The 13,845-nt window shown below is 56.6% G+C and carries 12 protein-coding genes; 5 read left to right on the forward strand and 7 right to left on the reverse strand.

Translation table 11 applies throughout. The features are described 5' to 3' along the window. Genes dcp through guaD form a run of 5 tightly spaced genes read right to left on the reverse strand, consistent with a single transcriptional unit; the run spans position 1 to position 7,988 of the window. Positions 1-2,043 (reverse strand): peptidyl-dipeptidase Dcp, encoded by a 2,043-nt coding sequence (gene dcp / locus G5574_RS02225; protein ID WP_164481971.1) that lies wholly within the window; start codon positions 2,041-2,043, stop codon positions 1-3. Positions 2,044-2,103: 60 nt separating this feature from the next. Then, positions 2,104-2,880, reverse strand: a complete 777-nt coding sequence (gene xdhC, locus G5574_RS02230) for a xanthine dehydrogenase accessory protein XdhC (protein WP_006119212.1) — start codon at positions 2,878-2,880, stop codon at positions 2,104-2,106. Beyond that, entirely contained in the window at positions 2,877-5,234 is a 2,358-nt protein-coding gene (gene xdhB / locus G5574_RS02235) for a xanthine dehydrogenase molybdopterin binding subunit (RefSeq protein ID WP_033741728.1), read from the reverse strand. The genes xdhC and xdhB overlap by 4 nt, the downstream gene beginning before the upstream one ends. Continuing rightward, complete coding sequence (gene xdhA / locus G5574_RS02240) at positions 5,224-6,663, reverse strand: xanthine dehydrogenase small subunit (protein WP_164481972.1); 1,440 nt, start codon at positions 6,661-6,663, stop codon at positions 5,224-5,226. The genes xdhB and xdhA overlap by 11 nt, the downstream gene beginning before the upstream one ends. Beyond that, complete coding sequence (guaD, locus tag G5574_RS02245) at positions 6,660-7,988, reverse strand: guanine deaminase (protein WP_110267476.1); 1,329 nt, start codon at positions 7,986-7,988, stop codon at positions 6,660-6,662. Before guaD ends, xdhA begins: the two co-directional genes overlap by 4 nt. A 381-nt stretch (positions 7,989-8,369) precedes the next feature. On the opposite strand from guaD, the gene ydfG reads away from it, so the two are divergent. Beyond that, entirely contained in the window at positions 8,370-9,116 is a 747-nt protein-coding gene (ydfG, locus tag G5574_RS02250; protein ID WP_033742210.1) for a bifunctional NADP-dependent 3-hydroxy acid dehydrogenase/3-hydroxypropionate dehydrogenase YdfG, read from the forward strand. Between the two features lie 28 nt (positions 9,117-9,144). Here the strand turns inward: ydfG and G5574_RS02255 are convergent, their stop codons facing one another. Further along, complete coding sequence (locus G5574_RS02255; RefSeq protein ID WP_044242046.1) at positions 9,145-9,471, reverse strand: YnfA family protein; 327 nt, start codon at positions 9,469-9,471, stop codon at positions 9,145-9,147. Positions 9,472-9,603: 132 nt separating this feature from the next. On the opposite strand from G5574_RS02255, the gene G5574_RS02260 reads away from it, so the two are divergent. Both G5574_RS02260 and G5574_RS02265 read left to right on the forward strand, forming a co-directional pair. Continuing rightward, positions 9,604-9,927 carry a DUF1283 family protein gene (locus G5574_RS02260; RefSeq protein WP_006119218.1) on the forward strand — a complete coding sequence of 108 codons (324 nt, stop codon included), beginning with the start codon at positions 9,604-9,606 and terminating at the stop codon, positions 9,925-9,927. Between the two features lie 45 nt (positions 9,928-9,972). Next, positions 9,973-10,269, forward strand: a complete 297-nt coding sequence (locus tag G5574_RS02265; protein WP_033741733.1) for a DUF1161 domain-containing protein — start codon at positions 9,973-9,975, stop codon at positions 10,267-10,269. A 90-nt stretch (positions 10,270-10,359) separates the two neighbouring features. Here the strand turns inward: G5574_RS02265 and G5574_RS02270 are convergent, their stop codons facing one another. Further along, positions 10,360-11,823 carry an MDR family MFS transporter gene (locus G5574_RS02270; protein ID WP_164481973.1) on the reverse strand — a complete coding sequence of 488 codons (1,464 nt, stop codon included), beginning with the start codon at positions 11,821-11,823 and terminating at the stop codon, positions 10,360-10,362. A 377-nt stretch (positions 11,824-12,200) separates the two neighbouring features. On the opposite strand from G5574_RS02270, the gene G5574_RS02275 reads away from it, so the two are divergent. Beyond that, positions 12,201-12,917: an ABC transporter permease gene (locus tag G5574_RS02275; protein ID WP_006119222.1), complete on the forward strand. Its 717-nt coding sequence runs from the start codon at positions 12,201-12,203 to the stop codon at positions 12,915-12,917. Between the two features lie 14 nt (positions 12,918-12,931). Next, complete coding sequence (locus G5574_RS02280; protein ID WP_058701868.1) at positions 12,932-13,843, forward strand: glycine betaine ABC transporter substrate-binding protein; 912 nt, start codon at positions 12,932-12,934, stop codon at positions 13,841-13,843. The last annotated feature ends 2 nt before the right edge of the window (positions 13,844-13,845 follow it).

A 13,845-nucleotide genomic window follows, 5' to 3' on the forward strand; every position in this document is an offset into this window, starting at 1 on the left:
TCAGTCGGCCAGGCCGCGATTTTTTAACATCGGCTCAAGCTTCGGTTCGCCCCCGCGCCAGGCTTCATATAACGCTTTGAGATCACTGCTGTTGCCGCGAGACAGGATTTGCTGGCGGAAAATATCGCCATTTTTGCGCGTCAGCCCGCCGTTTTCGACGAACCACTGGTAGCCGTCATCCGCCAGCATCTGCGTCCAGATATAAGCGTAATAACCCGCGGCATAGCCACCGCCCCAGATGTGCTGGAAATAGCTGGAGCGATAGCGCGGCGGGACGGCCGCCATATCAAGATCATCACTGCGCAGCGCCTGTTGCTCGAATCCGTCAACGGACTGTACCGGCTGACCGCCATCCAGGCTGTGCCAGTGTAGGTCCAGCAACGCGGCGGCCAGCAGCTCGCTCATCTCGTAGCCTTTATTAAACTTGCCCGCCCTGATGATTTTTTCATGCAGCTCGGCGGGCATCGGCTCACCCGTCTGGTAATGGCGGGCATAATGACGAAACACCTGTGGCTCGCTGGCCCAGTGCTCGTTGATTTGTGAAGGGAATTCAACAAAATCACGTGGCGTAGCTGTGCCGGACAGGCTGGGATAACGCTGGCTGGCAAACAGGCCGTGCAACGTATGCCCGAACTCATGAAACAGGGTTATCACCTCATCCCAGCTCAGGAGCGCGGGTTCCCCCTCCGCGGGTTGCGTGTAGTTGCAGACGTTGTAAATCACGGGTTTGCTGTCGAGGAGCGTGGACTGATTAACAAAGTTGCTCATCCAGGCGCCACCGCCTTTACTGTCGCGTTTGAAGAAGTCCGTGTAAAACAGCGCAAGCCCACTCCCGTCAGCATCGAAAATTTCGTACACCTGTACATCCGGATGGTAAACCGGCAGATCGTGACGTTGCGCGAACGTAATACCATAAAGCTGCGTGGCCGCCCAGAAAACGCCCTGTTCCAGTACCGTGTTGAGCTCAAAATAGGGCTTGATCTGATTCTCATCTAAATCGTACTGCGCTCGCCTGACCTGCTCGGCGTAGAAATTCCAGTCCCAGGCGCTGAGGGTAAAATCCCCCTGCTGCTGGTCGATCGTTTGCTGAATCGCCGCGGCTTCGCGTTCGGCCCTTGCCCGGGCGGCAGGCACAATATTACGCATAAACGCCAGAGCGGCCTCGGGCGTTTTGGCCATCTGATCCTGCAGTTGCCAGGTCGCAAAACTGGCGAATCCTAACAGCCTCGCCTGTTCGGCACGCACCTGTGACAGCCGAAGCACTAACTGTCGGGTATCGTTATCATCGTTTTTCTCACTGCGCGTCAGGGCCGCATGAAACAGGGCCTGGCGCGTTGCGCGCACCTTCAGCGATTGCAGCGCGGGCTGTTGCGTCGTGTTTTGCAGCACCAACAGCCACGCGTTTTCCAGACCGCGCGCCTTCGCGGCGGCCCTGGCGACGGCCAGATCGGACGCGCTCAGACCGGCTAACTGTTGCACATCCTCGACGACCAGACCGCCGGCCTTCGTGGCCGCCAGCAGCTTATTCGTGAACTGGGTACTGAGCCGCGCCGCCTCCTGATTCAGGGTTTTCAGTTGCTGTTTCTGCGCTTCGGGCAGATTGGCACCGGCAAGCTGAAAGCGCTGCCAGAGAATTTCTACCAGACGTCTGGATTCGGCATCCAGCTGATTTCGTTGCACATAGACCTGATCGATGCGTGAAAACAGCGGACGATTCAGCATGATCTCATCATTAAGCGCGGTCAGTTGCGGCGTAATCTCTTCATCGATCTGTTGTAAATAGGGGCTGGTATTCGCCGAGGTCATGGCATTAAACACCAGGCTTACCCGGGTAAGCAGCTGGCCACTTTTCTCCAGCGCTTCACAGGTATTCTGGAACGTCGGGGCATCAGCGGATGTCGCAATGGCCAGGACTTCCTGACGTTTCTCTTCGATACCGGCCTGCAGCGCGGGCAAAAAGTCCGTTTCCTGAATCTGGTCAAACGGTGGCGTGTGATAAGGCAGACTGCTGACGCTAAAGAAAGGGTTTTGACGGGCGTTCATAGGCGCTCCTGATAGTCTACACAGTGTTTCATAGTGGCAGGTCGCCTCGGGTAGAACAACCTATCCGCGTTGTTGCTGGTACACCGCAATAATCTCACCCGCAATCGCCACGGCGATTTCGGCGGGCAGTTTCCCTTTTACATCGGGTAAGCCCACCGGGCAGCGCAGGCGCGCCAGCCGGACGTCGTCGATGCCTTTGCCGGCCAGACGATAGCGAAAGCGCTGGCTTTTTGTCTGCGAGCCAATGACGCCCGCGTAGTGGAAATCTCCCCGCTTAAGAATGGCTTCACAGAGCGCCAGATCCAACGGATGGTGGTGCGTCATCACGATATAATAGCTGCCAGCGGGCGCCTCAGCCACTGCGTCCAGCGGATCGTCAGGCTGCTGGATGCGCACCCCGGGCGGCACGGATAAAAAAATATTTTCCCGGCTGTCAATCCAGTTAATGTGACAGGGTAACGTTGCCAGCACATTCACCAGCGCCTGACCCACATGGCCCGCGCCAAATACCAGGATTTCCGGCTGTGCCTGTAACAGGGGTTCGAATAACATGGTGGTCATGCCGCCGCAGCACTGGCCCAGCCGTGCCCCCAGACTGAAATCCTCTGTGTGCGGGCTGGCCTGCCCGCTTTCCAGCAGTGCGCGGGCCTGCGCGATACACTGAAATTCCAGATGTCCGCCGCCAATTGTTAAAAAGGTTTCCTTCGCCGTCACCACCATTTTAGCGCCGCCGTCCCGGGGCACCGAGCCACGATCGCGCAGCACAGTGACCAGTACGCAAGGCTGGCGCGTTTCACGGAGATGGTGCAGGATGCTTATCCAGTCATGGAAAATCATCCACGCCTCCCGGCCATACGCTGTGCGCCCCAGAATACCCGCTCCGGCGTAGCAGGCGCGTCCAGCCCCGGATGTTGGCGATAGTCCGCGAGACTGGCGACCGCATCCTGTAATGCGCACCAGGCGGCGATCCCCAGCATGAAAGGCGGCTCGCCCACTGCCTTGGAATGGAATACCGTATCCTGCGGATTCTTACGGTTTTCGACCAGTGTGACGCGCATATCGGCGGGCACATCGCTGATTGCCGGAATTTTGTAGCTGGCCGGACCGTTCGTCATCAACTGGCCTTTGTCATTCCAGACCAGTTCCTCACAGGTCAGCCAGCCCAACCCCTGCACGAAGCCGCCCTCGACCTGACCGATGTCAATGGCTGGATTCAGTGAGGCCCCGACATCATGCAGAATATCCGCCCGTAATAACCGGTATTCGCCCGTCAGCGTATCCACAATCACTTCGCAACAGGCGGCCCCGTAAGCGAAATAGTAAAAGGGTTCGCCCCGACCAGCCTGACGATCGTAGTGGATGCCAGGCACGCGATAATATCCCGTCGCGGAGAGCGGCACCTGATTCAGCCAGGCAAGCTGGGCGACCTGAGCGAACGTGTAATAGTGATCGCCTGCGCGCACCACGCCGTTGTTGAAACTTACCGCCTCGGGGAGACAGTTATGCAGCGAACACAGCATAGTGCGCATGCGTTCACGCAGGATTTCCGCCGCATTTTGCGCCGCTTTGCCGTTCAGATCCGTACCACTGGAAGCCGCGGTCGGCGATGTATTGGGCACTTTGCCGGTGTCTGTGGCGGTGATCTGGATCTTATCGATATCGATTTGCAGCACCTGCGCGACAATCTGCGCCACTTTGGTATTGAGCCCCTGGCCCATTTCCGTTCCGCCGTGGTTGAGTTGTACTGTGCCATCGGTGTAGATCAGAATCAGCGCACCGGCCTGGTTGAGAAAACTTGAGGTGAAAGAAATCCCAAACTTCACCGGCGTCAGCGCAAGACCGCGTTTTAGCAGCGGACTGCTGGCGTTAAAGGCCGCGATGGCTTCCCGCCGCGCGTGGTAATCACTGCTGATTTCCAGCTGTTCCGTGATCTCATCCAGCAGATTATCTTTCACCTGCTGGTGGTAATGCGTGATATTGCGCTCGTGTTTACCGTAGTAGTTCCGTTTACGCAGCGTCAGCGGATCGATTCCACGCTCGCGGGCGATATGGTCCATAATCTGCTCTATCGCCACCATGCCCTGCGGGCCGCCAAACCCGCGAAACGCAGTATTGGACGCGGTATTGGTGCGGCAGCGGTAACCGGTAATCCGCGCATCGCCGAGGTAGTACGCGTTATCGGCATGAAACATTGCCCGATCCACAATCGATCCGCTGAGATCCAGTGAGTAACCACAGTTACCTGCCAGATCGATTTTCACGCCACACAAGCGGCCGTCATCCTCAACCCCCACGTCGTAGCGCACAAAAAACGGATGCCGTTTGCCGGTAATACGCATGTCATCACGCCGCGCGAGGCGCATTTTCACGGCGCGCCCGGTCAGCCTGGCGGCGACAGCACACAGGCAGGCAACACCGGCGGCCTGGGTTTCCTTGCCGCCAAATCCGCCGCCCATACGCCGCATATCAATCGTGACCTTGTTCATGGTGATGCCCATGACCTCGGCCACCAGCTTTTGAATTTCAGTGGGGTTCTGCGTCGAACAAAAGACCTGCAATGCGTCGTCTTCGCCGGGAATCACCAGGGCGGTTTGCGTTTCCAGATAGAAATGCTCTTGTCCGCCAATGTGGAACGCCCCCTGAACCCGATGCGGCGCGCGCGCCAGTGCCGCCTCAACGTCACCGCGCTGATGAATATGGGGTTCCTGCACGAAGCTGCCCTGCTTCAGCGCGTCTTCGACATCCAGCAGCGCCGGAAGACTGGCGTACTCAATCATCGCCGCGTTAGCGCCCTGACGCGCCGCTTCGGGCGTTTCGGCCAGTACGGCAATCACAATCTGGCCCACATAGTGGACGATATCCTGTGCCAGAAGCGGATCGCCTGGCTGTAGGGGCCCGATATCATTGACGCCGGGCACATCCTGCCAGGTCAGTACGCGTACTACGCCCGGAACCGCGTAACAGGGTTGCAGATCGACGCGTGTAATACGCGCATGCGCGTGGTCGCTCAGACGCGGACAAAGGTGCAGTAAGCCCGGCTGTTCTGCTTTATCGTCAATATATTGCGCTTCACCGGAGACGTGTTTTTCCGCGCTTTCGTGTTTTTGACTGCGTCCTACGCCCGTGGTCATATCGCTGGCGAACAGGACGGGTAACGCAGATTCAGGCAATGCCGGACGATTATGAGACATAGCGGCTTACCTCTGTGATGGCGAGTCCGTTTGAACGGTAAACATAACGACGCAACAGGTTACAGGCGACCTGCAGACGGTAATCTGCGCTGGCCCGGAAATCGCTCAGCGGCTGAAACGTCGCTTCCAGCGCCTGACAGGCTCTCGCCAGCGTTTCCGGCGATAAGGCGGCACCACACAGCGCCTGTTCACAGGCGACCGCACGAAGCGGCGTTGCCGCCATACCGCCGAATGCAATATGCGCACGCGTGACGATGCCGTTATCGGTATGAATATTAAAGGCGGCAAACACCGCTGAAATGTCGTCATCCAGTCGTTTTGAGACTTTCCAGGCCACGAAATCCGGTGACACCGTCACTTTAGGAATCAGAATGGTGTGAATAAACTCCCCCGGCCTTAGCACTGTCTGTCGGTAGCCCGTGAAAAAGCGATCGAGCGGCACGGTGCGTTGCGTGTCGCCGTGCTGCAGCAGTAGCGATGCATTAAGCGCCAGCAGCGTAGGCGAGGCATCACCAATCGGCGAAGCGTTCGCAAGGTTGCCGCCCAGCGTGCCGAGTTGACGAATTTGTAGCGAGGCAAAGCGCGTCAGCATTCCGGCAAAACCCGGAATGCGCGTCGCCATAAAATCGGCAATGTGCTCCAGCGACGCAGCGGCACCCAGTTGATAGTGTTTATCGTCCTCGCCGCAGGCTTTCAGTGCGTCAACCTGCCCCAGGGCAATCATTTTGGGGAGATGCTGGTCACGCTGGGTAATCAGCAGGCTGAGATCGGTGCCGCCCGCCAGCAATGCGGCATCAGGATGGGCGATACAGCATTCGGCAAGCTGCTGCACGGTTTTCGGGATAAAACAGGTGCGACCGTTCTTTTCCAGCGTCTGGATAGCCTCGTGTGTCAGGTTCATCAGCTGTTCAGTCACCTGCTGTGCCTGACGATCAAAGCTGTCGGGCTGAACATCGCTCAGGCTTTGCTCGGCAGCCGCCATGATGGAACGGTAACCGGTACAGCGGCACAGGTTACCCGCCAGCGCATGTTCGGCCTGCTGACGATTCCACTCAGGCTGGTTTTTTTGCAGACTAAACAGCGACATGACAAAACCCGGCGTACAGAATCCACACTGCGAGCCATGGCAGTCCACCATTGCCTGCTGTACCGGATGCAGGCTTTTTCCCTGGCGTAGATCCTCTACCGTAATGAGTTGCTTACCCTGTAACCCACTGACCAGCATCAGGCAGCTGTTCACGGTCTGGTAGGTGAGCTTCCCGTCTACGACACTGCCCAGCGTGACGCTACACGCGCCGCAGTCGCCGGAGGCACAGCCCTCTTTGGTGCCGCAGCGACGCTGATGCGTACGCAAATACGACAGGACCGTCAGATTGGGATCGAGCTGCTCTTCTGTCACCGGACGGTCATTAAGCAGGAACTGAATCATGCGGCGTTCTCCTTTGCAGCGGATTGCCAGACCGGGCGACCGTTAACCCAGGTTTGTACGATATTTCTGTCATCGCCGAGCGTCATCAGCACAAACAGTTTTTCCCAGATATCTTTACTGTTTGCCATGCGTAACCTCTGCAAGGCGGACACGGCGGGATCCAGCACCACAAAGTCCGCTTCTTTGCCCGGGGCGAAGTTACCGATGTGTTTATCGAGATCCAGCGCATGAGCGCCGCCCAGTGTGGCGTGATAAAACGCTTCTGCGGCGCTCAGTTTGTACTGCTGCAGTTGCCCCACTTTGTAGGCTTCTCCCAGCGTTTGCAGCATATTGAAGGTGGTGCCGGCGCCTACATCGGTGCCGATGCCCACGTTAACGCCCTGCTGCCAGCTCCGCTGGATATTGAACAGGCCGCTGCCCAGAAACAGATTTGAGGTGGGGCAAAATGCTATGGCGGAGTTCGTATCATGCAGGCACTGCCACTCCTGTGTTTCCAGATGCAGACAGTGCGCGAATACGCTGCGGCGCCCGGTCAGCTGATACTGATGATACACATCCAGATAACCGTTATGGTCAGGAAAAAGCTGCTTCACCCAGGCCACTTCGTGGGGGTTTTCGCTAAGGTGCGTATGAACCCAGACATCCGGGTGACGCTGGCGAAGCGCCTGAACTTTCTCCAGCAGCGCCGGAGAAGAGGTCGGAGCGAAACGCGGCGTCAGCGCATAATTAAGGCGGCCGCGCTCGTGCCAGCGCGCAATCAGCGCCTCCGTCTGGGCATAGCTCTCTTCTGGCGTTTCTGTCAGGTAGTCCGGGGCATTGCGATCCATCATCACTTTGCCTGCGATAATACGCATATTGAGCGCCTCGGCTGCGCTGAACAGCGCATCTACCGACTGCGGGTGCACCGTGCCGAAAATCAACGCGCTGGTCGTGCCGTTCGCCAGTAACTGCTGCAGGAAAAATGCCGACATCTGCGCGGCATGATCCGGGCAGTGATACTGCGCTTCCACGGGAAAAGTGTACTGATTCAGCCACTCCAGCAGTTGCTCGCCAAAGGCACCGATCATTTCCGTTTGCGGATAATGAATATGGCAATCGACAAAGCCCGGGATGATCAGCTTACCGCGCAGGTCAATCATGCCGCCTGCATTCAGGCTGTCTGTGCTCTCCTGCCAGGGGCGCAGATCGACAACACGCCCTTCACGCAGCGTCAGCACGCCATCGTCCAGATAGCGTGCCTGCGCCAGTATCGATTCGGGATCGTGTGCCACTGCGGCAAAATCGAAGAAGCTGGCGCGAATCGCCGCGTCCGTATATGTCAGCATAATGTTTCCTCTGCCGGGCGGGGTAAATGTCGCCCTGTGCCTTAACCCTGGTCTCTGTTTAAACATTTTGCAAGAGTCATGCCAGCCTTGTTTATAAAATTAAAACTTATATATCAGTAACTTAATAAAAATTATTCGTTGCGCAACGAAAAAACGTCTTTACACACGACGCAAACGGTTGCCATTCTTTCGCAATCGGTTGCCTGGATAATGATGGCCAAAATGCGCCCTGCCGGCCTGACGCGTTTGCACAATAACGGGGCGGACTGCACGAAAATAGCGCAGACCGTGGGCGACCGTGCACGTAAAATTCAGCGGACATCGCCAAAAATGCCGTGTTAAGGTGAAAGGAACACCATGAAACGGAATAAGGGAAACACGATGATTATTTTTGTTACGGGGGCAACGGCAGGGTTTGGTCAAAGCATTACCCGCCGGTTCATCGAAACAGGACACAAAGTGATCGCAAGCGGCCGTCGCGCAGAACGTCTGAAAGCGCTGAAAGACGCGTTGGGCGACAACCTGTATACGGTGCAACTGGATGTGCGTAACCGGGCCGCCATTGAAGAGGCAATTGCACACCTCCCTGCAGAATGGCGCGACATTGATGTACTGGTCAATAACGCGGGTCTGGCATTAGGCATTGAACCGGCGCACCGGGCAGATGTGAATGACTGGGAAAATATGATCGACACCAACACGAAGGGGCTGGTGTATATGACGCGCGCCGTCTTGCCTGCGATGGTTGAGCGTAACGTCGGTCATATCATTAATATCGGGTCGATTGCCGGAAGCTGGCCCTATGCGGGCGGTAATGTGTATGGGGCCACCAAAGCCTTTGTCCGTCAGTTCAGCCTGAACCTGCGCACCGATTTGCACGGCACCGCCCTGCGCGTAACGGATATTGAGCCAGGCCTGGTTGGCGGCACCGAATTCTCTAACGTGCGCTTTAAAGGCGACGATGACAAGGCTGATAAGGTTTATGAGGGCGCGACGGCACTGACGCCGGAAGATGTGACTGAAGCGGTTTACTGGGTGGCAACCTTGCCTAAACACGTCAACATCAACACCCTGGAAATGATGCCCGTCAGCCAGACGCTGGCAGGCCTTAAAGTGCATAAACCCTGATTAAGAGGCCAGCCCTCGGGCTGGCTTTTTACGCTTTGCCCCAGCCCAGCACGATAATCAACATGCCGCTGAACGCAATCAGCGCACCACTCCAGTCCCAGATACTCAGCTTCACCCCGTCTACGATGCGCAACCAGACCAGCGCCGTGAGAACATAAACGCCGCCGTAAGCCGCGTATACGCGCCCACTTGCCGCAGGATGGAGCGTCAGCAGCCAGACAAACAGCGTGAGACTCAGTGCGGCAGGCACTAACAGCCAGGCCGACGCGCCCTTTTTCAGCCACAGCCAGGGCAAAAAACAGCCTGTGATCTCTGCCAGGGCGGTAATAAAAAACAGTAATGCAGTCTTGATCAGCACGTTAATCTCTCAGGCAGGTAAACGACATGCACACTGCTGGTGAGCATCTGAGCGGCAATGGTATACTATTGCGCACAGGCTGCAAAAGTTTACCCACAGGTAAGCCCGTGTTAACTGAAGGATATTACGATGAAAAAATTGCTTCCGGTTCTGATGGTGGCCCTGCTTTCTGTCACGGCATTTGGCGTGAGTGCAAACACCGATCGCCTGATAATTGAAAATGGCAGTAGCGCGCTGAATAATGAAGCGGCCCGTCAGAGTAAAGAGCAGTGGAATGACACGCACATGCTGCGCAATAAAGTGAACCGCCGGGTGGAAAAAGAGTTTGATAAAGCGGACCGCGCGTTTGATACCCGCGACAAGTGTGAGCAGAGCGCTAACCTGAATGCCTACTGGGAACCCAACACGTTGCGCTGTTTGGATCGCCGCACCGGTCGTCCGGTACTGCCGTAATTTTCAGCTATAGTAATGACTGACGCATGACAAAAGGAAAAGGTTATGAAGATGAAGCATGCATTACTGACAGTGACGTTTTTGGCGTTCCCGCTGCTGGCGCAGGCCTCCTGTGAATCCGTAAAAGCGGATATCAGCCAGAAAATTATCCAGAACGGTGTGCCCGAATCAGGCTTTAGTCTGGATGTGGTGCCCAACGATCAGGCCGACCAGGCGGGCGGACAGGTTGTCGGTCATTGCGATAACGACACACAGAAAATCGTTTATAAAAAGCTGGGTCGCGATGACGGGGCGGCGGTCCCTGACAGCGCGGGTAGCTCGCAGGACACCTCAACGCAGTAACGTTCAGGGCGGCATTGTCGCCCTTCTCTTTTTTTCGTTTTCTCTCCTGTTGCCGTCCGAATCGCACTCTGACGACTAAACGGCCCGGTATCAGTCGGCCTGTTGCGGCTGCTGACGCGGCATTTTTCCGGCGACCCACATCGCCGATAACGCGATAACCAACGCCACGATAAACACCCAGTGCAGTGAGGCAGCAATCGCCTGTAACAGGTGCTGCAGCTCATCCGGGGCCAACTGGTCGCGGGTTGTCTGCGACATAATTTGCTGCACCGGATCATCTGCATGTGGCAACCGCCACTGCAGGTTGAGGTTTAGCACGGCGCCCATCACCGCCGTTCCCAGCGCGGAGCCAATCATACGGCTGAACATTACCGACGCCGTGCAAATACCGCGAATGCCATATTCGGCATGATTCTGCACAGACACCAGAAACGTCGTGCTGGTCATCCCCATGCCGGTGCCGATGAGGAATGAGGTGAAGCCCGCCTGCAGTAGCGAACTTTCTCTGTGTAACAGCAGCAGTAAGGCGCTGCCTGCAATTAACAATATTGCGCCCAGCTGGGCGGTAAAACGATAGGAAGTGAACAGCATCAGGCGGCCACTGACCGTACTGGCCAGCGGCCAGCCGATGGACATCATCGCCAGCGCGGTGCCGGCCTGAAGTGGCGAACCGCCCGTGACGCCCTGTATCCATGTCGGTAAAAACGCGCTGACGCCCATCATGGTCGCCCCAATCACCAGGTTGCCTATATTGCCGGCAATAATCAGCTTACTCTGCCAGAGACGCATCGGAAACAGGGGCGCCTGTGCCTGCTGTTCATGGCGGGTTAACTGCCAGCCGGCCAGCCCGCCCACGAGTAAAAACAACAGGAGCCAGTAGCCCAGTTGTTCTGCCTGTAACAGGGCAATCAGTACGGCGCTGATGCACAGCGTCAGCCAGCCACTGCCAATCAGATTCAGTGACGGGGCCGGCTGTTTCTGTGGATGTGTTGGCAGCAGGATGGCCAGCAACAGCATACTGATGATGCCAATCGGGACATTGACCCAGAAAATCACCGACCAGTTGAAGTGCTGGACCAGCCACGCGCCCGAGAGCGGCCCGACAATCGCCGCCACGCCCCAGACGCTGGACAGCCAGCCCTGCACGCTGGCCCGCTCACGGGGGGAATAGATATCGGCCACAATCGTGGACGTCAGCGGCATGATGGCCCCCGCGCCCAGGCCCTGAAAGGCGCGGAACACGATGAGCCAAAACATGCTGTGCGCAAAGCCGCATAACACCGACCCTGCCAAAAAAAGCGTGATGCCCAGAAACAGCATCCTCTTTCTGCCCCACAGATCCGCTAGGCGCCCATAAAGCGGTACGCTTATGGCCTGCGTCAGCAGGTAAACCGAAAATACCCAGCCAAACTGCGCAAAGCCCCCCAGCTCGGCGACAATTGTTGGCATCGCGGTGGCCACAATAGTGACTTCGATGGCGGCCATAAACATGGCGAGCATGCAGGCGAAAAGAATCCAGTTGCGGCGCAGCGGCGCGGAAGTGCTGTTGATCATGATGCTCCCTTTTTGCGTTCCCTAAGGCTAGCGCAAATCTGCGCGTCCAGGAATCAATTCAGTGCTTTTGTGACGTTGTCACCTAAATTGGGACGAATCAGGTAGTTTCGCTGTTAAACCAGTTGTAGTAAGGGCTGCGGCGATTTTGCCCCCATGCTATCTCCATGATTTTACCGATAAAAGCTGGCGCGCTTCGCTTGACGTTGCTATAGGTTTAAAACTGCGTTGACTGTGATTAACGAAATTACGCAGAAATTCGCAAACGTTTTACACGTTTAACAATCGGCATGGTTTTGGACGCGGCGGCCCTTTTTGTGGCGTCTGTCATGTCGGTTCAGGGTTTGATAACAACAGAATGGTCTACAGGGAGAATCCGTATGCATAACGCTTCGCTGGCCAAACGTGCCGGTCTGGCGCTGCTTGCTGTGATAGCAGTGTTGGGCGCACTGGTTTGGGGGCTGGGCTGGGATACACTGGTCGCCCGCCGCGTTGATCTCATCTATCTTGGCCAACAGCACCTGTTTTTAGTGTTCTGGTCAATGCTGTTTGCCCTGCTGGTCGGTATTCCCAGTGGGATCCTGCTAAGCCGTCCCTTTGCCCGTCGCTGGGCAGAATATGTCATGCAAATCTTTAACGTGGGCAATACGTTGCCGCCGCTGGCCGTACTGGCGCTGGCCATGGTGGTGATCGGCATTGGCGATAAGCCGGCGCTGTTTGCCCTGTTCCTGGCCTCGCTGCTCCCCATTGTCCGCAACACCTATGCCGGACTGAGCGCCGTTCCGCCCTCACTGATTGAAGCCGCTAACGGTATCGGCATGACAAAATGGCAACGCCTGCGTCAGGTTGAGCTGCCGAATGCGCTGCCGGTCATTCTGGCAGGGGTGCGCATTGCGACAGCCATTAACGTTGGCACCGCCCCGCTTGCCTTCCTGATTGGTGCCAGCAGCTTTGGCGAGCTGATTTTTCCGGGGATTTACCTCAATGACTTCCCGGTCCTGATTCTGGGCGCGGTGGCAACGGCGTTAGTGGCCCTGATACTGGATATGTTGCTGGCGACGTTAGGCCGTTATCTGAGTCCGCACGCTGCGGCATAAAACAGGAGTTGATGATGCTTACGCGTTGGATTAAGCACTGTACGCTGGCCCTGACGGCGACGCTGGCGCTCAGCCAGAGCGTTCAGGCTGCCGCCCCGCTGGTGCTGGCGACGAAAAGTTTTACGGAACAACACATCCTTTCTGCCATGACCGTGATGTGGCTGCAAAAGAAAGGGTTTCAGGTTATCCCAAAACGCAACATTGCCACGACAATCAGTCGAAATGCCATGATTAACAAGCAAATCGACATGACGTGGGAATATACCGGTACCTCACTGATTATTTTCAACCATATCAACAAGCCCATGTCCTCACAGGAAGCTTACCAGACCGTTAAAAATCTGGATGGCAGGCTGGGGCTGATCTGGCTTAATCCAGCCCCGATGAACAACACCTATGCTTTTGCCATGCAGCGGGCGCGGGCGGATAAAGAAGGTATTTCTACCCTGTCGCAACTGGTGGCCAAAATTGATCAGGTGCGCAAAACCGACCCGAAACATAACTGGCGACTGGGGCTGGATCTGGAGTTCTATGGCCGTTCGGATGGGATGAAGCCGCTGCAGAAGACCTACAACCTCACGCTGGACAGACCGCAAATTCGTCAGATGGACCCGGGTCTGGTGTACAACGCGATCCGCGACGGTTTTGTTGATGCGGGCTTGATTTACACCACGGATGGGCGCGTAAAAGGATTCGATCTCAAGGTGCTGCAAGATGATAAGCACTTCTTCCCCAGCTACAACGTGACGCCGGTCGTACGCAAAGATGTGCTGGAGAGCCATCCCGGCCTTGAGGCGGCGCTGAATCAGCTTTCACCGCTGATTACGGATGAGGCCATCACCGAGATGAACAAGCGCGTGGATATCGATCATCAGTCACCGGAACAGGTGGCGCGCGATTTCCTTCAATCCAAAAACATGCTGTAAGG

Source organism: Pantoea stewartii, assembly GCF_011044475.1.
GTDB classification, from domain to species: Bacteria; Pseudomonadota; Gammaproteobacteria; order Enterobacterales; family Enterobacteriaceae; genus Pantoea; species Pantoea stewartii.

What these genes read in the sequence shown, in the direction of transcription:
- dcp (WP_164481971.1), bottom strand. Translation starts at nt 2,043, where the DNA reads ATGAACGCCCGTCAAAACCCTTTCTTTAGCGTCAGCAGTCTGCCTTAT.
- xdhC (WP_006119212.1), bottom strand. Translation starts at nt 2,880, where the DNA reads ATGATTTTCCATGACTGGATAAGCATCCTGCACCATCTCCGTGAAACG.
- xdhB (WP_033741728.1), bottom strand. Translation starts at nt 5,234, where the DNA reads ATGTCTCATAATCGTCCGGCATTGCCTGAATCTGCGTTACCCGTCCTG.
- xdhA (WP_164481972.1), bottom strand. Translation starts at nt 6,663, where the DNA reads ATGATTCAGTTCCTGCTTAATGACCGTCCGGTGACAGAAGAGCAGCTC.
- guaD (WP_110267476.1), bottom strand. Translation starts at nt 7,988, where the DNA reads ATGCTGACATATACGGACGCGGCGATTCGCGCCAGCTTCTTCGATTTT.
- ydfG (WP_033742210.1), top strand. Translation starts at nt 8,370, where the DNA reads ATGATTATTTTTGTTACGGGGGCAACGGCAGGGTTTGGTCAAAGCATT.
- G5574_RS02260 (WP_006119218.1), top strand. Translation starts at nt 9,604, where the DNA reads ATGAAAAAATTGCTTCCGGTTCTGATGGTGGCCCTGCTTTCTGTCACG.
- G5574_RS02265 (WP_033741733.1), top strand. Translation starts at nt 9,973, where the DNA reads ATGAAGATGAAGCATGCATTACTGACAGTGACGTTTTTGGCGTTCCCG.
- G5574_RS02270 (WP_164481973.1), bottom strand. Translation starts at nt 11,823, where the DNA reads ATGATCAACAGCACTTCCGCGCCGCTGCGCCGCAACTGGATTCTTTTC.
- G5574_RS02275 (WP_006119222.1), top strand. Translation starts at nt 12,201, where the DNA reads ATGCATAACGCTTCGCTGGCCAAACGTGCCGGTCTGGCGCTGCTTGCT.
- G5574_RS02280 (WP_058701868.1), top strand. Translation starts at nt 12,932, where the DNA reads ATGCTTACGCGTTGGATTAAGCACTGTACGCTGGCCCTGACGGCGACG.